Here is a 21,327-nt window from a genome sequence, read left to right as displayed (position 1 = left end):
CTTTGCGTAAAAAAGGAGGGTGCTATGGAGGATGCAAAGGCTGCATCCGGTCTTGAGTAAAGGGGAAGGATGGATTCAATCGAACGAATGGATCGGTTGATTTCCAGGAGGAGTCTAGGGCCAATCAGAAGGTGTAAAGGCGAAAGAAACGGGGATAATAGGAAAAGGACAATGGTTGACAAAAAGAAAAAGTTGAAATACGCCATAAAATTTTGCATAATATAACTATGGAAGCGTTTCATTGTGGAAATTTTTTTTGCCTAATAAGGGGGATGACATGGATGGTGCAGCCGTATAAACATGAACCGTTCACTGATTTTACTGTGGAAGCGAACCGCCAAGCGTTTTTGGCGGCGCTCGAAAAGGTCGAAGCCGAGCTTGGACGCGACTATCCGCTCATTATCGGCGGCGAGCGCATCATGACCGAGGACAAAATCACGTCGATCAACCCGGCGGACAAGGCAGAAGTGATCGGCCGGGTGGCGAAAGCGAATCAAGAGCTCGCCGAACGGGCGATGAAGGCCGCCGATGAAGCGTTCCGCACGTGGAGCCGAACGAGCCCGGAAGCGCGGGCGGATATTTTGTTCCGGGCGGCGGCGATTGTGCGCCGGCGCAAGCATGAATTTTCCGCTTGGCTCGTGAAAGAAGCAGGGAAGCCGTGGCGCGAGGCGGATGCCGATACAGCGGAAGCGATCGACTTTATGGAGTATTACGGGCGGCAAATGTTGAAGTTGAAAGACGGCATTCCGGTGGAAAGCCGTCCAGGGGAAACGAACCGCTTTTTCTATATTCCGCTTGGCGTCGGCGTCGTCATTTCACCGTGGAACTTCCCGTTTGCCATTATGGCGGGGACAACGGTTGCTTCGCTTGTGACGGGCAATACGGTACTGTTAAAGCCAGCGAGCGCGACGCCGGTCGTGGCGTACAAGTTTGCGGAAGTGCTCGAAGAAGCCGGGCTTCCGGCCGGGGTGCTGAATTACATCCCGGGCAGCGGCGCGGAAGTCGGCGACTATTTGGTTGATCATCCGCGCACGCGGTTTATCAGCTTCACCGGCTCGCGCGATGTCGGCATCCGCATTTATGAGCGCGCGGCGAAAGTGCAGCCGGGACAAATTTGGCTGAAGCGCGTCATCGCGGAAATGGGCGGCAAAGACGCCATCGTCGTTGACAAAGAAGCCGATCTGGAATTGGCGGCGCAATCGATCGTCGCCTCGGCGTTTGGCTTCTCTGGTCAAAAATGCTCGGCGTGCTCGCGCGCGATCATCGTCGAAGATGTGTATGATCAAGTGCTCAGCCGCGTCGTCGAGCTGACAAAACAGCTCAACGTCGGCGACCCGGCGGAACAGGCGACGTTTATGGGACCGGTGATTGACCAAAACGCGTACAACAAAATTATGGAATATATCGAAATCGGAAAACAGGAAGGCCGTCTCATGACCGGCGGGGAAGGAGACGATGCAAAAGGCTTCTTCATCCAGCCGACGGTGTTTGCCGATGTCGATCCGAATGCGCGCATCATGCAAGAGGAAATTTTTGGGCCAGTGGTCGCGTTCGCCAAAGCGCGCGATTTTGACCATGCGCTCGAGATCGCGAACAACACAGAATATGGCCTGACAGGCGCTGTCATTTCGCGCAACCGGGCAAATCTCGAAAAAGCGCGGCAGGAGTTCCATGTCGGCAACTTGTACTTCAACCGCGGCTGCACGGGAGCGATCGTCGGCTATCAGCCGTTTGGCGGCTTCAACATGTCAGGGACGGATTCGAAAGCCGGCGGTCCGGATTACTTAATCCTCCATATGCAAGCGAAAACGGTGTCGGAAATGTTTTAATGCCGGGGCGGCCGCGGCCGCCCTTTTCCTATCGGGGGAGAAACAGAAAGGGGGATTGTGATGACGACAAAGTCCGAACAGCTCATTGCGAAGACGGAACAATACGGGGCGCGCAACTACCATCCGCTGCCGATCGTCATCTCGGAAGCGGAAGGAGTATGGGTGAAAGACCCGGAAGGCAACCGCTATATGGATATGTTAAGCGCTTATTCGGCGGTGAACCAAGGTCATCGTCATCCGAAAATTATTGCGGCGCTGAAAAAGCAGGCGGATCGCGTCACCCTCACGTCGCGCGCGTTCCATAACGACCAGCTCGGTCCGTGGTACGAGAAAGTATGCCGATTGACAAAAAAAGAAATGGCGCTGCCGATGAACACGGGCGCCGAAGCGGTGGAAACGGCGCTCAAAGCGGCGCGCCGCTGGGCGTATGACGTCAAAGGCGTCCCGGACAACCAAGCCGAAATCATCGTTTGTGAAGGAAACTTTCACGGCCGGACGCTTGCCGCCGTGTCGCTGTCGTCCGAACCGGCTTATAAACGCGGGTTTGGGCCGCTGTTGACGGGCGTGAAAATCATCCCGTACGGCGATATCGAAGCGCTGAAAGCCGCGATCACGCCGAATACAGCGGCATTTCTTGTTGAGCCGATCCAAGGCGAAGCGGGCATCCGCATCCCGCCGCAAGGATTTTTAAAAGCGGCGTATGACGTATGCAAAGCGAACAACGTCCTGTTCATCGCGGACGAAATTCAAACCGGACTCGGCCGGACCGGGAAGCTGTTTGCCTGCGACTGGGAAGGCGTCGTGCCCGATATGTATATTTTAGGAAAAGCGTTGGGCGGAGGGGTGTTCCCGATCTCGTGCGTCGTCGCCAACCGCGATATTTTGTCGGTTTTTGAGCCCGGTTCGCACGGCTCGACGTTTGGTGGCAACCCGCTCGCTTGCGCGGTGTCGATCGCGGCGCTCGAAGTGATTGAAGAAGAGCGTCTAACGGAGCGTTCGCTTGAACTTGGCGAATACTTCCTTTCGAAACTAAAACAAATTCAAAACGACGATATAAAAGAAATTCGCGGGCGCGGCTTGTTTATCGGCGTTGAGCTGCATGGCCCCGCGCGCCCGTACTGTGAGGCGCTGAAAGAGCAAGGCTTGCTTTGCAAGGAAACACACGAGACGGTCATTCGCTTTGCACCGCCGCTCATCATTACAAAAGAAGAATTGGATTGGGCGTTTGAACGGATTGTGAATGTCTTGTCTCGGCCGGCTGCCAGTCCAAAACAGTGAGAATCGAAAAGAAACCGTTGACGCGTATATGCTGTGAAGCGAAGAAGGAGCTGACCCAAAAGTCCGCCAAAAAGCGGGCTGTTGGAGTCAGCTCTCTTCATGTTGTACATCCTTTGTTAAACGGAAGGGGGATTCCGCTTCTATTCGCTCCCTGATTGATGCCACTAGGACGATTGTTTGTCCCTAGCGGCTTTTTTAGGAACCCGTCTTTCGCTCTGTTTTTTGCTTTGCGGCGGCCGCTGATTTTCTGCTAAGATAGGGAAAGGATGGTGCGGATGGAGCATACCCATCATACAGAGACGAAGAGCGAGTGAATGGAGGAAGGAACCGTGCAGGCATGGATCACTGATTTTATGGAGCAATTTGGCTATATCGGCATTTTTTTTATGATCGCACTGGAAAATATCTTTCCGCCGATTCCATCGGAAGTCATTTTGCCGTTTGGCGGGTTTATGACGACATATACCACCTTGACGGTTCCCGGCGTCATTGCGGCAGCGACAGCGGGTTCGGTTGTCGGGGCATTGGTGCTGTACGGCATCGGCCGGCTGTTGTCGGTCGAGCGGCTCGAGCGGATCGTTGACCGTTGGGGCGGATGGTTGCAGGTGAAGCCGGAAGACATCGATAAGGCGAACCGGACGTTTCAGCGTTACGGAGTGTGGGCGGTATTCGTTGGCCGTATGATTCCGCTCGTGCGCAGTTTGATTTCGATTCCCGCCGGCATGGCGAAGATGAATATTTGGTTGTTTTTCTGGCTGTCGGTGTTGGGAACGCTCATTTGGAATACGATTTTAATCTCGATCGGGGCGGCGCTCGGTGAGTCGTGGGGGAAAGTATCCGAAGTGATAGGGATGTACGCCGAAGTGGTGTATATCATTATTGCTGCGATCATTTTGATTGGAGCTGTCCGCGTTTGGAAGCGGCGCCGGGCTTCTTAATTCCGGCCTCTTTAGGGGATTGTTTTGCCAAAAAGGGCTGCGCCCAAGGCTGTTTTTTCGTCTTGGAGGCAGCCCTTTTCCCCATCGCAAATGGAAAACCTCCCGCTTCCACGTGAAACGGGAGTAGAGATGAAGATGAAGGCAGTTGAACGAGCTTAACCGTCATCCTTGATCCGTCTCATGGCCATCAAAAGGTTCAACGCTTCAATAACAAATAAATGAAGTATGGTGCACCGAGGAATGACACAACAACTCCTGCCGGAAGCGGTTCGGCGAGAACGTTGCGCCCGATCGTGTCAGCGGCAAGCAGCAGCCAGCCGCCGATGAGCATCGCTGCCGGAATGGCCCGCTCATGGCGCGGACCGATGATCATTTTGGCGATGTGCGGCGCCATTAAGCCGATAAAGGAAATGCCCCCGGTTACAGCGACGGCCGCTGCAGCGACGGCGACCGCCGTTGCCATCAGTACGAGCCGCTCGCGGCGAACATGGACGCCGACACCGATGGCGACCGGATCGCCTAAATGCAAAAGGTTTAACCGTTTCGCCCGGTACAGACCGATCAATGCACCGATGACAAGCCACGGCAGCATCGCCCAAATAAACGGCCAATCATCGCCCCAAATGTTTCCGGAAAGCCATCTGGCGATAAAGTCGACTTTCATTCGATCCGCGGCGGAAATGAGGACGATCATGAGTCCAGAGAGCGCCATTGAAAACCCGACCCCAGTAAGAATGAACGATACCGGCTGCAGCCCGGTTGTTTGATTGTAGGAAACGGCGTAAATGGCCGCTGCCGTCAACAGCGCTCCGACGAAGGCGACGAGCGGCAGAGCGTAAAGAAACGTCCCGGCTTCAATCGGGAAAAATAAAAAGAATAAAGCGACGCCTGCGCCGGCACCGGCGTTGATGCCCAATATGCCTGGGTCGGCGAGTTCATTTCGGGTGATACCTTGCAGCATCGCTCCCGATAGGGCGAGCGCCATCCCGGCGAGCAACGTAATCACGATACGCGGCAGGCGGAGAGAAAACAAAATAAACGCTTCTTGCATCGAACCGTAGCCGAACAGTGTCGGCACGATGCGTCCGTACGAGAGCGGCGCTTCGCCGGTGCCCAACGCGATGGCGGCTGTTGCGGCAATAAGCAACAAAAGCACACCTAACACTGCTGTGATGCGCATTCTCATTCAAAGCCCCTCCCTTTTTTCCGCACGACAAACAGGAAAAACGGCAAGCCGATCACCGCAACGATGGCTGCCACTGGCGTTTCAAACGGGGCATTGACCGTGCGGGCCGCCGTATCAGCGACGATCATGCCGGTCGCGCCGACCGTGGCCGACAGCGGGATGGTGAATCGGTAATCGGCGCCGGCGATTGCGCGCACAAGATGAGGGATCATCAAGCCGATGAAGGTGATGTTGCCGGCGATGGCGACCGACGCTCCTGTTAATAAAAACACAGCGAAAAACAGCCACGTTTTGACGGCTGTTGTTTTTTGTCCGACGCCGACGGCGACGTCTTCGCTCAAGCTAAGAATCGTCAGCTGCCGCGAATACCATGCGGCAATGGCGAGCCCGATCACGATGAGCGGAATGATGACTGACAGCTGTTTCCACGACGTCCCGGCTACCCCGCCCGATGTCCACATCGAAACGTCTTTGGAAATATGAAAATAAAGGCCGACCCCTTCAGCGACGGCAAACAAAAGCGCTGAGACCGCCGAGCCGGCTAAGACGATGCGCAATGGCGAAAAGCCCCCTTTGCGGGCGGCGCCGATGCCAAAGACCATCCCTGCTCCCAGAGCCGCCCCAAGCAAACAGGCGACCGTGATGATGAGATAATGGGCGGAAGGAAAAAAGGCCATCGTTATGGCCAACGCTGCGTTCGCTCCAGCGGTTAGGCCAAGCAGTCCCGGGTCAGCGAGCGGGTTGCGTGTCATTCCTTGCATGATCGCCCCAGCGACGGCGAGTCCGGCACCGACAAAGGCCGCCGCCGTTTCCCGCGGCAAACGGAGCTCGCGAATCAAGTCCAGTTGTTTACCTTGTTCATCGGAAAAGAGCGCGCGCCATACGTCACTCCATGTCGTATCAGCGACGCCGATGGCCATAGATCCGAACCAAATGGCCATCAGCAGGATAAGAGAGAAGAGAAACGTATAACGAAACGGCCATAGCCGGCGGTTTGCTTCCATCGGCGGTTTCCTCCTTTTCACAAGAAAGGACGGGACATTCACTGCCCGTGAACGCCCCGTCTCGTCATTATTGGCCTAAAAAATGCTTTTTAAAGAAATCGAGCTGGTAGTCTAACGTAATCGGGTCATTGAAATAAAACGCCTTGGCATCAGCGACGAACATACGGCCGTTTTTAACAGCAGGGATGTTTTTAAACGTGTTCGTTTCCATAAACGATGTATCGCCGTCGCTGTTTTTGCTTAAGATGAGGTAATCGCCGACAAACTGCGGCAGCGCTTCAAGGGAAACGGCGTAATAGCCCGGTTTGAGCGCCTGCTCTTCGACCGCTTTTGGCATTTTCAGCTTCATTTCTTGATACAAAATTTCCGTGCCGCGCGCCCAATTGTTGCCGAACACATACAGCTGCTTATCAAAGTTTTCGGCTACGGTGACCGTTGCGTTTTCGCCGATTTTCGCCCGGATGTCTTCCCCGGCTTGTTGTGCCCGTTGTTTGAAGTCGTCAATCCATGCTTTCGCTTCTTTTTCTTTATTTAACAGTTTACCGATTTCTAGAAACTGAGTTAAATAATCGACCTTTCCGTATGTAAACGTGACGGTCGGGGCGATTTTGCTTAATTTATCGACGTTTTTCGTATTGGATAATCCGATAATTAAGTCCGGTTTTAACGCCATAATTTTTTCAATGTCTTCGTCTGTCACGACTTCCGCGTCTTTCAGTTTTTCTTCAAAGAGCGGATTCATTTTCGACCAAGAATCCACGCCGACGACTGGCACGTCTAAGGTCAGAACATGGCCGGCAAACGTCGATAAGACGACGACGCGTTTTGGATCAGCTGGTACTTCCACCGGTCCGTTTTCCGACTGGTACGTCACCGTTTCCGGTTTTTTGTTCTCTGGTGAAGCGCTGTTGTTCTTGTTGTCGTCCGCTGTGTTGCCGCAGGCGCTTAACAGGAGCGTAAAAAGAAGCAACAAGGAAAGCCACGTTTTTCTCATGATGAATAAACTCCTTTCAGCAAATGATACGTAAAACAAACTGGTTTGTTCGTCCGCGGGTCGCGGCCGATGTCAGCATCAATGCCAAACACGTCGCGAAGCACTTCACGGCAAATGACGTCTTCGCTCGGCCCGGCTTTGACGATCGTGCCCGCCTTCATGGCGATCACATAGTCGGAAAACCGCGCCGCTTGGTTAATGTCATGGAGCACCATCACAATTGTCCGCCCTTCTTCTTTGTTCAGCCGTTCAAGCAGCTCGAGCACCTCGAGTTGATGGGCGATGTCCAAATACGTCGTTGGTTCGTCCAAAAAGATGATGTCCGTCTCTTGAGCGAGCGCCATGGCGATCCAAACGCGCTGCCGCTGTCCACCGGAGAGGGCGTCAACGGGCCGGTGTTTCAAATCGGCTGTTTTCGTCACGTCAAGCGCCCAGTCGATCGCTTCGTAATCTTTTTTTGTTAAACGGCCAAATCCTCTTTGATAAGGAAAGCGGCCGTACGACACGAGCTCAGCGACCGTCAGTCCGCCTGTTGCTTCTGGCGTCTGCGGCAAAATAGCCATTTTTTTCGCCAGCTCTTTCGTCGGTTGCTGGGAAATGGCTTGGCCGTCTAAAATGACCGCGCCCGATTGTGGGGAAATGATGCGCGTCAACGTCTTGAGCAGCGTCGACTTGCCGCACCCGTTTGGCCCGATAATGGCAGTGATTTGCCGATCGGGAATGCGGACGGACAATCGTTCAAAAATCGTCCGGTCATCGTAGCGGACGGTCAACTCCTCGGCGTATAGGCGGACCATGAGGCCACCTCCTTTTGGACTAAGAAAATGAAAATCACTATCATTAACAATCTTTATTATAACGAAATTCTTAAAAAAGACAATGAATTTTCTCATCGAAAAAACAAGTTTTATGATGGAAAAAAGAAGGAGAACAGGATGGACAAGGTATGCGGCCGCCACAGCCCCGCTGTTAAGAGAACCCCGGACTATATTTCGCAGGCCTATCGCTGCATCCCACGCTGCAACCTGACCGACATACGGCCGGTGCGGCCTCAGAAAGCCCGGCCCTTTGCCTCGCAGTTGTCTAGCGCCATGCTGTTGCGAAAACGCAACGATCCCGGCTGTCTGAATGGCAAAAACACAACACATTCTGCAGGTTTGTTGCGTTTTTGCAACAAGTCGTTGTTGTTTTGCAACGGAAGGTTTGATACGATGGAGAATGGAGATGTATTTTTCTGAATAATTAGACGCTTGATTTGTTGGCACGCAGTTTGCTTTTCCAAACAAAGTGAAGGCGAGACAGGGGGATGGGGGATGACGATAGAAGACATCATGTGGAAAACAACCGCTGCTGTTTGGGAAAGCGATTCCCTTGAGCAGGCGGCCCGCACGTTGGCCAAGCAAGGGATGGCCGGGGCCATCGCATGCGACAGTGAAGGAGAAATGGTCGGGGTGGTGGCGGCCGAGGACGTGCTGTTTGGCCTCGCCCAGGGGCGCAAAACGGTTCGTGAGGTGATGCGGCCGCCGCAGCCACTTCCGGTCCATGCGCGCCTTGAGGAAGTCGCGTTTGGCGGCAGTCCGCTCCGCGCCGTTGTTGATGAGAGCGGCCGCCTGGCCGGTCTATTGACAAAAGAGCAGTATTTGGCGGCGCAGGCAAAGGCGTCCCGCCTTCGCTTAAAACAGCTGGAAGCTATGTTCAACGCCGCCCATAACGGCATTTTGTCGATCGATGCAAAAGGGCGCATTACCTCGATCAATCCGGCCGCGGAACGGATGGCGCGGACGACGAAGGAAGAAGCGCTCGGGCGGTTGTTGACCGATGTCGTCGTGCCGTCCGGCCTGCTCGATGTCGTGCGCACCGGCCAAGGGTGTACGGAAAAGTACCGCGTCGGCAAGCGCGTCTATATTACGAACCGGTCGCCGATCGTCGACGATGGAAAAGTTGTGGGGGCGGTCGGAGTATTTCAAGACATTTCCGAGATTGAATTCATCTCGAGCGAGCTTGAGACGGTGAAGCGCATTGCCAATGAGCTGCAGACGGTGATGGATGCAGCAACCGACGGCATCGCCATCGCGGATCGCAATGGGGCGATCACCCGGCAAAATCAAAAATGGGCCGCGCTGTTCCCGGATGCGGGACAAGGGCGCATCCCCGCTCCGCTCGACCAAGTTGTGCGCCAGGCGCTTGACCGCTGTCAGCCGTGCTCCATGCTTCATCAAGGCGCGGAAACCGGCAATACGTTGATCGTCTCCGCCGTGCCGATCATCGAGGAAGGCGGCCAGGGCGAGCGGGTTGTCGTGTACGTCAAAGACATGACCGAGATGGAGCAGCTTCGCGCCGAACTCGAGGAGACAAAACGGCTCCTTCATACGTTAAGCCGGCAGGAAGGCGATGACCTTATTTACCGGGCGCCGGCGATGGCGCACGTGATCGCCATTGCCCGCCAGGCGGCAGCCGTGGATGTCACCGTGCTTTTGACCGGAGAGTCGGGCGTCGGAAAGGAAGAGTTGGCGAACTTCATCTGGAAGCAGAGCGAGCGCAGCGGCCGTCCGTTTGTGAAGGTAAACTGCGGGGCGATTCCGGAGACGTTGATGGAGTCCGAGCTGTTCGGCTATGAGCCCGGGGCGTTCACCGGTGCGGCGAAAAAAGGAAAAAAGGGTTACTTTGAACAGGCGGATGGCGGGACGATTTTTCTCGATGAAATCAGTGAAATCCCGCTTCACCTGCAAGTAAAGCTCCTTCGTGTGCTTCAGTCGATGGAAATTATGCGCTTGGGGGCGGAGGCGCCCAAACGGATCGATGTCCGCATCATCGCCGCAACGAACAAACCGCTTGAAGAGCTGGTCGCCGCCGGGCGGTTCAGAGCTGATTTGTTTTACCGGCTGAACGTCATGCCGATCGCCATTCCGCCGCTGCGCGACCGGAAGGAAGACATCCCGCTGTTGGTCGACCATTATCGAAAGCGGTTTGCTAAAAAGTATCAAAAACAGCTCGTGTTCACCGACAGGGCGCTTGCGATGATGATGGACTACCATTGGCCTGGCAACGTCCGCGAGCTCGTCAACGCCATTGAGCGCATGTTTGTGACCTCGGCCTCGCCAGTCGTTGATGAAGACCACGTGGCGAAATGGCTTCATCTTGAGCCGCCGACGGCTGCCGATCCGGTGTCAGTCAGCGAGGTCGTTCCGCTCAAACAAGCGGTGGCGGACGTCGAGCGCCAGCTCATCATCAAAGCGCTTCATCATGCGCGCACGTATCGGCGGGCGGCGAAGCTGTTGGGTGTCGATGCGTCGACCCTTGTGCGCAAGGCGCAAAAATATGGAATCGAATCACGGGGAGGGGAAGAGGATGGATTTTACGTTGCCAGCCGAGATTGAATTTTTAAAAGAAAACGTCCGTAAATTTGTGAAAGAAGTCGTGGAGCCGGTGGCCATGGACATTGAAGAAAACGACCACATTCCAGAAGATATTATTGAAAAATCGAAAGCCATGGGGCTGTTCGGCTTAAGCATCCCGGAAGAATACGGCGGCCTTGGCTTGTCGATGGTCGGCAAATGCGCCATTTATGAAGAACTCGGGAAAACGCATAACGGCTATACGACATTAATCGGCGCCCATACCGGCATCGGTACGGTCGGCATCGTCGAGCTCGGCACCGAGGAACAAAAGCGGCGCTACTTGCCAAAAATGGCGACAGGCGAATGGATCGGAGCCTTTGCCTTAACCGAGCCGAGCGCCGGCTCGAACGCCGCCGCGATTAAAACGACCGCCGTCCGCAAAGGCGACCGCTACATCATTAACGGCTCGAAGCATTACATTACGAATGCTGTCGACGCCCACGTGTTTACGGTGATGGCGGTCACCGATCCGTCAAAAGGCCCGAAAGGCATTACCTCGTTTATTGTGGAAAAAGATTTCCCCGGCTTTATCGTCGGTAATGTCGAGCGGAAAATGGGGCTGCGCGGATCGCATTCAGCCGAGCTGTTTTTTGACAACTTGGAAGTGCCGGTCGAAAACGTGCTCGGAAAAGAAGGCGAGGGATATGTCAACGCTCTCAAAATCCTCGCCAACGGCCGCGCGGGTCTCGCCGCCCGCAACCTCGGTTCGTGCATCCGCCTCTTAGAATACTGCATGGAATACGCCGAACAGCGTGAGCAGTTCGGCAAGCCGATCATCGAGCAACAAGCGATCCAGCATATGTTGGCGGAAATGAGCATGTTGATCGAAGTGCTGCGCTCCACCGTCTACCGCGTCGCCTGGATGGTCGATCAAAAGATGCGCGTCGTCAAAGAAGCGGCCATTGCCAAACTGTTCGGCTCGGAAGTGTACAACAAAATCGCCGATCTCGCTGTGCAAATCCACGGCGGCCTCGGCTACATGAAAGACTACCCGATCGAACGCTACTTCCGTGATGCCCGCATCACGAAAATTTACGAAGGCACCTCGGAAATCCAGCGCAACATCATCGCGAGCGAACTGCGGAAAGAATACGGAAAAGTGCGGGCATGACCGGAGTAGGTGCTGTCCTAACGAGGTGCTGGCTTTCAAGAGGAGTGCGAGAGATTGAATAACAAATCAGCTCGATGCGGATATACGGCCGTGGCAGAGGAGGTCTCGATGCTGTTGTGACCCCCTCTGTTTTTTTAGCGTTATTGTCGGAAAATGTCATTCGCTTTTTGTTGACGAAAGAAAGGGAAGGTTGCTAGAATGAGGGAAAATGATTGACTATTCATAACATTTTGGTCATTTTTACAACCTGCCTTTTTGCCAGCAACCCGCCTATTGTCGCAACAGCCTATTTGTAAGCCTTTACATTGATTGGTTGTCCCCGCGTTCATCTATCCAGAAGTACAACACCAGCCGACATTTCAAGAAAAATGGAAAAGGAGTGGTGAGCGTGCGTCGTGCCGAGCCGTTGGTCACAACAGGCAGCCGCGGGCTGCAGGAGGATTCGTTCCCGTTTCGGCTTTACCAAAAGGCAAAGCGGTTGGAAGCAGCGGCTCGCGATTCGATTTTCGGCCCTGATCACCATGCCGATATCATGAATTTCACCGCCCGCCAACTGGCAACGAGGATGGAAGTGTTGAAAAAAGCGCAGGAGAAGCCGTTTGACGAGCTGTTCGGTCTTGAGGAAAGCGAAAACGTTGGCTAGAAGTTGAGAGTCGAAAACAAGGAAGGGAGAAATCGTCATGACCACTCATGTGCAAGTGCATCATTTTCCGCTTTTCATTGACGGCCAATGGCAGCCGGCAAGCAGCGGGGAAACGTTTAACGTATACAATCCGGCGACCGGAGAGGCGGTGGCGACCGTCGCGAAGGCGACAGCGGAAGATGTGGACCGGGCGGTGAAGGCGGCGCGCAAGGCGTTTGACGAGACGGATTGGAAGACGATGAAACCGAAAGAACGGGCGCGCGTGCTGAATGCGATCGCTCAGGCCATTGCCGCCAACGCCCAGGAGCTCGCCTATTTGGAAGCGATCTCAAGCGGAGGGACGATCCGGCGCATCAGCTCGATTGATATTTTGCAGACGGTCGATTTGTTCCAAACGATGGCGAACATCGTTCAAGAGTACCCCTTTTCGGAAACGTTACCGATTCCGCCATTTCCCGGACCGGCGCACAATTTTGTTTGGCGCGAGCCGATCGGGGTGTGCGCAGCGATTACGCCGTGGAATTTGCCGCTCATGATCGCATCGTGGAAGATCGCCCCGACGCTGGCGACGGGCAATACGATGGTTGTCAAGCCGGCAAGCTATACGCCGCTCTCGACGCTTAAACTGGCGGAAATCATTTCGTCGTTCGTGCCTCCTGGGGTCATCAACGTAGTGGCTGGACCGGGCGCGGAAGTGGGGGAGGCGCTTGTCCGTCATCCGCAAGTGGACAAGGTGGCGTTTACCGGCTCAACCGAAGTCGGGCGTCGGATTATGGAACTGGCGGCTGGGACAGTCAAAAACGTGACGCTCGAGCTTGGCGGCAAGTCGCCGAACATTTTGCTTGATGACGCGGATTTGGAGATCGCCATTCCGGGCAGCTTGTTTGGCGTCTTTTTGCACTCCGGCCAGCTGTGCGAATCGGGAACGCGGTTGTTTGTGCCGGATCGGATGCATGATGAAGTCGTCGAACGGCTCGTCGCGCTGACAAAAACGCTGCAAATCGGCCACCCGCTTGACCCGGCGACGGATATCGGCCCGGTCATTTCCAAGCGGCAACAAGAAACGGTGCTATCCTATATTGAAACTGGCAAACAAGAAGGGGCGACGCTTGTCTGCGGCGGCCATGCGGTGGATGTCCCGGGCTGTGAAGGCGGCCATTTTGTCGCGCCGACGATTTTTACGAATGTGAAAAACAGCATGAAAATCGCCCAAGAAGAAATTTTCGGCCCGGTGTTGTCTGTCATTCGCTACCACGACGTGGAGGAGGCGGTGGCGATGGCGAACGATACGATTTACGGGCTGGCGGCTGGCGTCTGGACGCGCGATGTCAACAAGGCGTACGCCATCGCCGGGCGCTTGCGGGCGGGCGTCGTTTGGATCAATGACTGGCACATGCTGCGCAATGACGCGCCGTTTGGCGGATACAAACAAAGCGGCATCGGGCGCGAGATGGGCAAATATTCACTTGATGCCTACACGCAACTGAAACATGTGCATACGTCGATGGTGCCGGAGCTCGAGAAGCGCAAATGGTATCAAGTGCTGTTTTCGAAGTTGGGCGCAATGAGAAAAGCATAAAAAGGGGGACGGGGAATGACGACGTTAGCGAATTTTTGGCTGCGCACGGCGATTTATACGGGCTCAAATAGCCGGGCACTCGTGCCGGATTTGTTCCGAGGACTGGGGGCGAAACGGGTGCTACTGCTTTCCGACCGCGGTCTGGAGCAGGCCGGCGTCGTTGGGAAGGTGGCCGATCTGTTTCGGCTGACGCCGCACGGGACTGGACCGGAACTGGCTGGCATCTTCTTAGATATCCGCCAAGATGCGGAAAGCGAATGCGTCAATGAGGCCGCGCGCTATGCGCGCGAAGTCGGCGCCGATGCTTTGTTGGCCGTCGGCGGCGGCAGCGTGTTGGATACGACTAAAGGGGTGAAATACGCTCTGTTCAAAGGGTTGCGCGACATTAAAGAGGCCATTCCCGGCGGGTTGTTGTACGAGTCGTTTCCAAAAGCGCAATTCATGCCGATTCCGCACATCGCCATCCCGACGACCGCCGGCACGGGGTCGGAAGTGTCGCCGATTGCGGTCATTTATAATGAAGAGATGCGGTTGAAAACGAACATCATCCATCCGTTTATTAATGCCGATGTGGCGGTGCTCGACCCGGATTTGACAGTCGGGCTGCCGCCGAAGGTGACGGCGTTCACCGGCATGGATGCCCTCACCCATGCCATTGAGGCGCTCGCCTCGCTGACGGCGACCGCGCTTACGGATGCATGCGCTTTGCAGGCGATTCGCCTAATTCACGATTATTTGCCGCAGGCGGTCCGCGATGGTGGAAACATCCGCGCCCGCTCGGAGATGCTGCAGGCAAGCTTGCTTGGCATCACCGCTTTCAGCTTTGCGTTAAACGCCATCCCGGTGCATAATTTCGCCCATGCGTACGGGGCGATGTTCCGCATCCCGCACGGGCTGGCGAATGCTGTCTTTTTGCCGGTCGTCATGGAAATGATTCCTGATTTGTATTTGCCGAAGGCGAAGCGGCTGGCTGAAGCGCTCGGCATTCACGATCACGGCCAAGGGGAAGAGGTGTTGCTCGCTAAAGCGATCGAGCGCATTCGCCGCTTGCGTGATGACATCGGGCTGCCGGCTGATTTTGCTGATTATCCGATCACGGAAGAACAATTTGCCGCAACCATTCCGGCGGTCGCTTCCGACCCGGCAGCGGTCAGCTTTCCACTGCCGCCTGAACTGATTCGGGCGGTCGGCGAGCGCGTTGTGAAGTTGACAGTGGAAAAAGGATGAATCAGGAAGAAACCGGTATCCCGCACATGAAGCGGGACACCGGTTTTTTGTGCCAGCGGTTCAGCCCCGCGGCCGCCTGACGACCGAGTCCAACGACCAAAGTCGGCTTCCGTTCAGCCATAAATACATCGACATGGCAAGCAAGGCGAGATTGAATTCATAGCCTGTTTCCCGGCCGTTGCCAAGCAAGCCGGCGTCGGCTTTCACCGCGGCGATGGCTCCGACCATGATGACGGCAAACGCCGCAGCCATCAGCCGTGTGCCGAGGCCGAGCATCATTGCCCAGCCGCCGGCCAGTTCGACAATCGTGACGATGTAGGCGAGCCAGCCGGGAAGCCCCATCGCCGCAAACGAATCAGCTGCCGCCTCGAGCCCTCGCTGCCATTTCACCCAGCCATGGGCGAAAAAAATGAATCCGGTGACGATTCGCAACAGAAAGGCGCCGAATTCCTCGGAACGCATTAGATTTTCCCTCCTTGTCCCAACCACATGGTAGTACAATGTTATGCGGGCAGGTCCCCTCTCATGCCTTTTGTTAGCCATTCGACCGGCAATGGGCTACAATGGAGGGGAAGCGTGTCAACAGTAGAGGAGGATGGCCATGAAAATTGAAGTATGGTCCGATTTTGTCTGTCCGTTTTGCTATATCGGCAAGCGCCGTTTGGAACAAGCGCTGGAACAGTTTCCACACCGAAACGACGTGACGGTCGTCTTCCGCAGCTTTGAGCTCGACCCGAACGCACCCAATGAGACGCCGTTGACGATCCATGAAATCATTGCCAAAAAATACGGAATTACGGTGGAAGAAGCGAAGCGGGCAAACGCGGATATCGGCAGGCAGGCGGAAGCGGTCGGCTTGACGTTCCGCTTCGAGACGATGAAGCCGACGAATACGTTTGATGCTCATCGCTTGGCGCAATACGCGAAGGAAAAAGGGAAGCTTGATGATGTCGTCGAACGGCTGTTTTTCGCGTATTTCACCGAATCAAAGCGAATGAGCGACCGCACTGTGCTCCTTGACATCGCGGAAGCGGCCGGGCTTGATCGAAGCGAGGCGGAAGCGGTGCTTCATGGCGGCCGCTACACAGAGCAAGTGCGGGAAGACGAGGCAGAAGCGGCCCAGCTCGGTGTCCGCGGTGTACCGTTTTTTGTGCTGAATGGAAAGTATGCCCTTTCCGGGGCTCAGCCGGTCGATGTGTTCCGGCGGGCACTAGAAAAAGTGTGGGAGGAGGAACGGCAAGATTCACCGTTGCGGCCGCTCGCTGACGAAGGCGGGACATGCACAGACGGGAACTGCTCGATCGACGAATCCGTCCGTTAAGCAAACGAACAACCGGCTAGGATCCGCTAGCCGGTTTTTTTTCGTAAAAGAAGGTTAGCCGCGCTTCACAAACAGCGGCAAGTCCGTATGCCCCATCCGCGGAAGCAGACGAACAGCCCTTTTGGAACTAATTTCCTCACCCTCTTATACCATAAATGAACAGATCGCTGATATTCAATAGTTCAAGTGATGTGATTCAGATGTTTGTCCTGTCACCTTTTCGAGTCCGATGCTTATCTTATTAAATAAGGGGAAGTATAAGGTGCTGTTTTTCGTATTGCCATAAGTAAAACGTGAGGACGAAAGAAGGGAAGAACGCAAGCATGCCGAAAATTTTCATCGACCCCGGCCATGGGGGAACAGACACCGGCGCAGTCGGCAACGGATTGCGGGAGAAGGACATCACGCTGTCCATCGCCCTGGAGATGCGCCGCCTTTTACAAAGTGAGTACGAAGGAGTTTCGGTGCAGTTGAGCCGGACAAAAGATGAAACGGTGTCGCTCGATGAACGGACGGAGCGGGCCAACCGCTGGGGAGCCGATCTATACGTTTCGATCCACGTGAATGCGGGCGGTGGCACGGGATACGAAGATTACATTTACCACGAGCTGTCGGAAAATTCCCGAACGGCCCGCATTCGCGATGTGCTGCATGAAGAAGTGATTCGGGCGACGCGATTCCGTGACCGCGGAAAAAAGAAAGCGAATTTTCATGTGCTAAGGGAGACAACGATGCCTGCGGTGTTGACGGAGAACGGGTTTATCGATAATGAGGAAGACGTAAAAAAATTGGCGGACACCGAATTTTTGCGGACGATTGCCCGCGGTCATGTCAACGGATTAGAACGGGCGCTCGGATTGCGGAAGAAAGCGAGTGCTCCGAACAATCCTCCTCCTAGGGATCCGGACGGGGGTGCACCAAACACCGGACGTTTAACGCGCGTCATCGTTGATGGCACGCAAGTTGGTGCCTTTGTCGAACCGGAAAACGTGTTGCGCCAAGTGGAGCATTATTTAGGAAGAGCGAAGCGGATTGTGCTTGAGCAAGTCGAGGAATGACGGGAACGCTTGCCTGGTTTTCAGCTAGGCGAGCGTTTTTTCGTTCGTTCGTCCTAGTGGAAAGGCCGCCTCCTCCTTTGTTCAGCCGTCATATGAGTATAGCGAGAAACAAAGGAAGGGGGAAAAGATATGTTTGGCTATTCAATAGTGCAGTTAGCCCGCCGTCACGCGGGGCGGCTTGACCGTCCTCTCCGCCATGCGCTTGTCAATATGTACAAGCCGATGACACGCATACCGTGCATTTTTCACCGCTGGATCGAGCGCTGGCTGCGGAAATGGCGGACCGTTTCTGTTCTTATCGAGGTCAGCGACGCCGAGGGGGTCGAAGCGCTCGCCAAGGCGGAACGGGATCATTTTCGCATGAAAATGCATCACCATTTCCGTCATGTCCCGCTATGGAGCGCAACAGTGACGCCAGCAGCGCTTGAGCAGCTGCTTGAGCATCCAAAAGTGAAAAAAGTGTATCTTAACCGCACGATCAAGGCGTTATTAAACAACGCGGTGCCATCGGCGAATGCGAAACACGTCACCGTCAATGGAACCGAGCTGAGCGGCAAAGGGGTGACGATTGCGATTGTCGACACCGGCATTGCCCCGCATCCGGATTTAGAGGGGCGGATTGCGGCGTTTGTTGATTTGGTGAATGGACGAACGGCGCCCTATGACGATAACGGGCATGGCACCCACTGCGCCGGCGATGCCGCCGGAAACGGGCGCATGTCAGACGGGTTGTACGCCGGGCCGGCGTATGAGGCGAACGTCGTTGGCGTCAAAGTGCTCGACCGCTCGGGAAGCGGGACGTTAGAAACCATTATGCGCGGTATCGAATGGTGCATCGATTACAACAAGAAAAACCCGGCCAAGCGGATTCATATTATTTCTTTGTCGCTTGGCGGGGAGCCGCAGCCGTTCCCGGCCGAAAACGATGATCCGCTCGTGCAAGTCGCTGAACGGGCATGGGAAAACGGCATCGTCGTCTGTGCGGCGGCAGGAAATGAAGGGCCAAATTATGGGACGATCGCCAGCCCGGGCATTAGTGATCGCATCATTACCGTCGGCGCCCTTGATGACCGTGATACGGCGGCAACGCGCACCGATGATGCGGTGGCGCCGTTTTCGAGCCGGGGGCCGACGGAATATGGGGTGACCAAACCGGATCTCGTCGTCCCTGGGGTCAACATTATTTCACTTCGCGCTCCGCGTTCATTTCTTGACAAGATGAATAAGCAAAACCGGGTCGGTGACTATTATATGACGATGTCCGGCACATCGATGGCGACGCCGATTTGTGCCGGTATTGTAGCTTTACTGCTTGAGGCGAAACCAAGTGCAACGCCGGATGAGATCAAGGAGGCGTTAAAAGACGGCGCCGATTTATGGAAAGGGCGCGACCCGAACGTATATGGGGCGGGTTACGTGAATGCGAAGCGGGCTGTCGAGCGGCTGCTGCAGCGCTAGAAAAAAAGAGGGGGCGCTTATTGAGCGCTTCCCTCTTCGCTTTCGCGGTTGTTATAGTCGTATTTTGACGGGTCGACCGGCTCAAAGCCTTTCGGGGTATAGAACCGGAGCAAATCGCCGTAAACGACTTTATCCGATAAATCGAGCTTCGTGCGGACGATTTGTTCAAGGCGTTGAATCTCCGGCGTTTCTTCAAGTGGTTCACCCGTTTTTGTATCATAGTATTTCCCATTGACCGCTGTAACTGTCGGTGTGACAAAGTCGCCGTTGCGGAACGGGATGATTTCTTGATGGTCCGGCGACAACAAGTCCGTTCCGAAGTGGACGTAGTTTTTCGTATCGATGCCAAGCAAGTGCAACAGCGTCGGCAACAAGTCGATTTGGCCGCCGAACTCGTGAATCGTGCCGCCTTTGACACCCGGAACGCGAATGAACAGCGGCACCCGCTGCAATTGGGCATGCTCATGCGGTGTAATTTCCTTGCCTAAAATTTGCGACATGGCTTTGTTATGGTTTTCGGAAATGCCGTAATGGTCGCCGTACAAAATGATGACCGAGCGGTCGTACAGACCGGATTTTTTCAAGTAATCAAAGAACTCTTTGACAGCCTCATCCAAGTAACGAGCGGTTTGGAAATAACGGTCGACCGAGCCGTTCCCCGTCGTCGCTGGTGCGATCGTAGCGTCTTCTTCGCTGATCGGGTACGGGAAGTGGTTCGACAACGTAATAAATTTTACATAGAACGGCTCTTTCAACGTCTCTAACAGCGGGATCGACTCCCGGAAGAACGGTTTGTCTTTCAACCCGTAGTTCAAGACGTCTTCGTCTTTCATGCTATAGTAGCTGGCGTCAAAGAAATGATCAAACCCGAACGACTTGTAGATTTCATCACGGTTCCAGAACGATTTGTAGTTGCCGTGGAAAACGGCGCTTGTATAGCCATATTGACGCAAAATAGCCGGAGCCGCATGGTACGTATTTTGCCCTTTTGTCGTAAAGACGGCGCCCTGTGGCAGGCCGTACAGCGAATTTTCCAACATAAACTCCGCGTCCGACGTTTTCCCCTGTCCGGTTTGATGGAAAAAGTTATCAAAATAAAACGTATTCGGATCGCGGGTGAGCGAGTTCAAGAACGGGGTGACTTCTTCCCCATGCAGCTTGTAGTTAATGATAAAATTTTGCAGCGACTCTAAGTGAATGTAAATCACATTTTTCCCTTTCGCCACGCCGAAATATTTCGGATTCGGTTCAGCGTATGTCGCCTGCACGTGGTTCAGCACCGTCGTGATGTCGCTTTTGTTCGCAAACGCCCGTTGTGTCGACGACTTCATGCTTTGGATCGCATCGTAAATGAGATAGTTGTATACACCTAAATATTTGACGATGTAATTGCGGTCAAACGTTCTAGTCAACAGTTGCGGGCGGTCAGCCTCAGCGAGCGCCAAATTGATGCTGAACATCAGAATGGCTGAAGCAAATACAATGCCTTTTTTGAAACGGCCGGCCCGCACTTGCGGGAGCGAGAACCGTTTTGAGAAAATGATGACCGCTAAAATGGCCGTGTCTAAGAAATAGAACACATCATACCACCTAATCAGCTCCCAAATGCTTCCACCTAGATCACCGAAGTTTTTCGTTTGCGTTAACGTCGGCAATGTAATAAAATCGCTGAAAAAGCGATAATAGACGATATTAGCGTATAAGATGAACGATAAAATGAAATTAATAATAATGAGCCACCGATAGAAGCGCGTTTCCTTCGCCAAGAACGCCAGCCCAAGGAAAAATACCGCTGAGCTGACCGGATTAATAAACAGCAAAAACTCCTGCATGGAGTTGCTAATGCCAAGGTTAAACTCCGCCAGATAGGCGACATATGTCTTCAGCCAAAACAAGAGCACCGCAAAAATAAAAAAACCAATGTATTGGTTAGGGAGAGAACGGTACTTATTTAGCCACTTTTCCCCAATCGTTTTCACGTCCTCTTCTCCTCCTTTTGTTTCATATTCTTAAACGATGGATTTCTATGTTTATATGAACAGCTGCTGCACAGAGCAGCGCGCTTTGCACTCTGACATCATTTTACATCGGAACGTCTCCATGTCAAGTAGCATAATACTTCCCTTGCCAAAAGTCAATGGAATGTTTTTTAAGGCTTGCCGTATGCCCCCTTCCTTGTTGTCTGCTCCCCATATGGTGTTGGATTCCCATTCATATAGACGAATGGGAGACAAAAAGGTTTCAATGTTCGTCCCAAAACGTCCCGATGCTCGTGGCCATGCCCTTTACCCATTTTATTAGAC

Annotated in this window: 18 protein-coding genes; 12 read left to right on the top strand and 6 right to left on the bottom strand. The window is 54.3% G+C overall.

Annotation, left to right across the window (positions count from 1 at the left end; all coding sequences use genetic code 11):
• The first annotated feature begins 281 nt into the window (after positions 1 to 281).
• From pruA to B9L21_RS14855, 3 genes are all read left to right on the top strand, one after another.
• Positions 282 to 1,829: an L-glutamate gamma-semialdehyde dehydrogenase gene (gene pruA, locus B9L21_RS14865; RefSeq protein WP_063166952.1), complete on the top strand. Its 1,548-nt coding sequence runs from the start codon at positions 282 to 284 to the stop codon at positions 1,827 to 1,829.
• Between the two features lie 60 nt (positions 1,830 to 1,889).
• Positions 1,890 to 3,107: an ornithine--oxo-acid transaminase gene (locus B9L21_RS14860; protein ID WP_063166951.1), complete on the top strand. Its 1,218-nt coding sequence runs from the start codon at positions 1,890 to 1,892 to the stop codon at positions 3,105 to 3,107.
• A gap of 329 nt (positions 3,108 to 3,436) precedes the next feature.
• On the top strand, positions 3,437 to 4,045 hold the full coding sequence (locus B9L21_RS14855) for a DedA family protein (protein WP_063167427.1): 609 nt from the start codon (positions 3,437 to 3,439) through the stop codon (positions 4,043 to 4,045).
• A gap of 196 nt (positions 4,046 to 4,241) precedes the next feature.
• On the opposite strand, the gene B9L21_RS14850 is transcribed toward B9L21_RS14855, so the two are convergent.
• The 4 genes from B9L21_RS14850 to B9L21_RS14835 form a co-directional block, all read right to left on the bottom strand.
• Positions 4,242 to 5,231: a FecCD family ABC transporter permease gene (locus B9L21_RS14850; RefSeq protein ID WP_063166950.1), complete on the bottom strand. Its 990-nt coding sequence runs from the start codon at positions 5,229 to 5,231 to the stop codon at positions 4,242 to 4,244.
• The gene (locus tag B9L21_RS14845) at positions 5,228 to 6,235 is read right to left on the bottom strand and encodes a FecCD family ABC transporter permease (RefSeq protein ID WP_063166949.1); all 1,008 of its coding nucleotides are present in this window, start codon (positions 6,233 to 6,235) and stop codon (positions 5,228 to 5,230) included. Before B9L21_RS14845 ends, B9L21_RS14850 begins: the two co-directional genes overlap by 4 nt.
• 67 nt (positions 6,236 to 6,302) lie before the next feature.
• Entirely contained in the window at positions 6,303 to 7,229 is a 927-nt protein-coding gene (locus B9L21_RS14840) for an iron-hydroxamate ABC transporter substrate-binding protein (RefSeq protein WP_063166948.1), read from the bottom strand.
• Positions 7,226 to 8,026 (bottom strand): ABC transporter ATP-binding protein, encoded by an 801-nt coding sequence (locus tag B9L21_RS14835; RefSeq protein ID WP_063166947.1) that lies wholly within the window; start codon positions 8,024 to 8,026, stop codon positions 7,226 to 7,228. The genes B9L21_RS14840 and B9L21_RS14835 overlap by 4 nt, the downstream gene beginning before the upstream one ends.
• A gap of 138 nt (positions 8,027 to 8,164) precedes the next feature.
• Between B9L21_RS14835 and B9L21_RS14830 the strand changes: the two genes are divergently transcribed.
• The 6 genes from B9L21_RS14830 (at position 8,165) to B9L21_RS14805 (ending at position 15,187) form a co-directional block, all read left to right on the top strand.
• Positions 8,165 to 8,467, top strand: a complete 303-nt coding sequence (locus tag B9L21_RS14830; RefSeq protein ID WP_011229705.1) for a hypothetical protein — start codon at positions 8,165 to 8,167, stop codon at positions 8,465 to 8,467.
• Positions 8,468 to 8,542: 75 nt separating this feature from the next.
• A complete protein-coding gene (locus B9L21_RS14825; protein WP_063166946.1) occupies positions 8,543 to 10,606 on the top strand; it encodes a sigma-54-dependent Fis family transcriptional regulator in 2,064 nt (687 codons plus the stop codon).
• A complete protein-coding gene (locus B9L21_RS14820) occupies positions 10,578 to 11,738 on the top strand; it encodes an acyl-CoA dehydrogenase family protein (protein ID WP_063166945.1) in 1,161 nt (386 codons plus the stop codon). The genes B9L21_RS14825 and B9L21_RS14820 overlap by 29 nt, the downstream gene beginning before the upstream one ends.
• A gap of 388 nt (positions 11,739 to 12,126) precedes the next feature.
• Positions 12,127 to 12,381 carry a hypothetical protein gene (locus B9L21_RS14815; RefSeq protein WP_063166944.1) on the top strand — a complete coding sequence of 85 codons (255 nt, stop codon included), beginning with the start codon at positions 12,127 to 12,129 and terminating at the stop codon, positions 12,379 to 12,381.
• Between the two features lie 37 nt (positions 12,382 to 12,418).
• Positions 12,419 to 13,960: an aldehyde dehydrogenase family protein gene (locus B9L21_RS14810; protein ID WP_063166943.1), complete on the top strand. Its 1,542-nt coding sequence runs from the start codon at positions 12,419 to 12,421 to the stop codon at positions 13,958 to 13,960.
• Between the two features lie 15 nt (positions 13,961 to 13,975).
• Positions 13,976 to 15,187, top strand: coding sequence for an iron-containing alcohol dehydrogenase (locus B9L21_RS14805; protein WP_063166942.1), 1,212 nt, complete (start codon positions 13,976 to 13,978; stop codon positions 15,185 to 15,187).
• A gap of 60 nt (positions 15,188 to 15,247) precedes the next feature.
• On the opposite strand, the gene B9L21_RS14800 is transcribed toward B9L21_RS14805, so the two are convergent.
• The gene (locus B9L21_RS14800) at positions 15,248 to 15,649 is read right to left on the bottom strand and encodes a DoxX family protein (RefSeq protein ID WP_063166941.1); all 402 of its coding nucleotides are present in this window, start codon (positions 15,647 to 15,649) and stop codon (positions 15,248 to 15,250) included.
• A 139-nt stretch (positions 15,650 to 15,788) separates the two neighbouring features.
• Between B9L21_RS14800 and B9L21_RS14795 the strand changes: the two genes are divergently transcribed.
• From B9L21_RS14795 to B9L21_RS14785, 3 genes are all read left to right on the top strand, one after another.
• On the top strand, positions 15,789 to 16,508 hold the full coding sequence (locus B9L21_RS14795; RefSeq protein WP_063166940.1) for a DsbA family oxidoreductase: 720 nt from the start codon (positions 15,789 to 15,791) through the stop codon (positions 16,506 to 16,508).
• 323 nt (positions 16,509 to 16,831) lie between these two features.
• A complete protein-coding gene (locus B9L21_RS14790; protein WP_063166939.1) occupies positions 16,832 to 17,566 on the top strand; it encodes an N-acetylmuramoyl-L-alanine amidase family protein in 735 nt (244 codons plus the stop codon).
• Between the two features lie 129 nt (positions 17,567 to 17,695).
• Positions 17,696 to 19,024 carry a S8 family peptidase gene (locus B9L21_RS14785; protein ID WP_063166938.1) on the top strand — a complete coding sequence of 443 codons (1,329 nt, stop codon included), beginning with the start codon at positions 17,696 to 17,698 and terminating at the stop codon, positions 19,022 to 19,024.
• A 17-nt stretch (positions 19,025 to 19,041) separates the two neighbouring features.
• Here the strand turns inward: B9L21_RS14785 and B9L21_RS14780 are convergent, their stop codons facing one another.
• On the bottom strand, positions 19,042 to 21,003 hold the full coding sequence (locus B9L21_RS14780) for an LTA synthase family protein (RefSeq protein WP_063166937.1): 1,962 nt from the start codon (positions 21,001 to 21,003) through the stop codon (positions 19,042 to 19,044).
• Positions 21,004 to 21,327 lie beyond the last annotated feature (324 nt).

Source organism: Geobacillus uzenensis, assembly GCF_002217665.1.
Classification (GTDB): domain Bacteria; phylum Bacillota; class Bacilli; order Bacillales; family Anoxybacillaceae; genus Geobacillus; species Geobacillus subterraneus.
The sequence above is the reverse complement of the archived record's forward strand: the minus strand, read 5'-3'. Positions and strand labels throughout refer to the sequence as shown.

What these genes read in the sequence shown, in the direction of transcription:
- B9L21_RS14860 (WP_063166951.1), top strand. Translation starts at nt 1,890, where the DNA reads ATGACGACAAAGTCCGAACAGCTCATTGCGAAGACGGAACAATACGGG.
- B9L21_RS14835 (WP_063166947.1), bottom strand. Translation starts at nt 8,026, where the DNA reads ATGGTCCGCCTATACGCCGAGGAGTTGACCGTCCGCTACGATGACCGG.
- B9L21_RS14795 (WP_063166940.1), top strand. Translation starts at nt 15,789, where the DNA reads ATGAAAATTGAAGTATGGTCCGATTTTGTCTGTCCGTTTTGCTATATC.
- B9L21_RS14790 (WP_063166939.1), top strand. Translation starts at nt 16,832, where the DNA reads ATGCCGAAAATTTTCATCGACCCCGGCCATGGGGGAACAGACACCGGC.
- B9L21_RS14840 (WP_063166948.1), bottom strand. Translation starts at nt 7,229, where the DNA reads ATGAGAAAAACGTGGCTTTCCTTGTTGCTTCTTTTTACGCTCCTGTTA.
- B9L21_RS14800 (WP_063166941.1), bottom strand. Translation starts at nt 15,649, where the DNA reads ATGCGTTCCGAGGAATTCGGCGCCTTTCTGTTGCGAATCGTCACCGGA.
- B9L21_RS14830 (WP_011229705.1), top strand. Translation starts at nt 8,165, where the DNA reads ATGGACAAGGTATGCGGCCGCCACAGCCCCGCTGTTAAGAGAACCCCG.
- B9L21_RS14845 (WP_063166949.1), bottom strand. Translation starts at nt 6,235, where the DNA reads ATGGAAGCAAACCGCCGGCTATGGCCGTTTCGTTATACGTTTCTCTTC.
- B9L21_RS14785 (WP_063166938.1), top strand. Translation starts at nt 17,696, where the DNA reads ATGTTTGGCTATTCAATAGTGCAGTTAGCCCGCCGTCACGCGGGGCGG.
- B9L21_RS14810 (WP_063166943.1), top strand. Translation starts at nt 12,419, where the DNA reads ATGACCACTCATGTGCAAGTGCATCATTTTCCGCTTTTCATTGACGGC.
- B9L21_RS14805 (WP_063166942.1), top strand. Translation starts at nt 13,976, where the DNA reads ATGACGACGTTAGCGAATTTTTGGCTGCGCACGGCGATTTATACGGGC.
- B9L21_RS14820 (WP_063166945.1), top strand. Translation starts at nt 10,578, where the DNA reads ATGGATTTTACGTTGCCAGCCGAGATTGAATTTTTAAAAGAAAACGTC.
- B9L21_RS14850 (WP_063166950.1), bottom strand. Translation starts at nt 5,231, where the DNA reads ATGAGAATGCGCATCACAGCAGTGTTAGGTGTGCTTTTGTTGCTTATT.
- B9L21_RS14825 (WP_063166946.1), top strand. Translation starts at nt 8,543, where the DNA reads ATGACGATAGAAGACATCATGTGGAAAACAACCGCTGCTGTTTGGGAA.
- pruA (WP_063166952.1), top strand. Translation starts at nt 282, where the DNA reads ATGGTGCAGCCGTATAAACATGAACCGTTCACTGATTTTACTGTGGAA.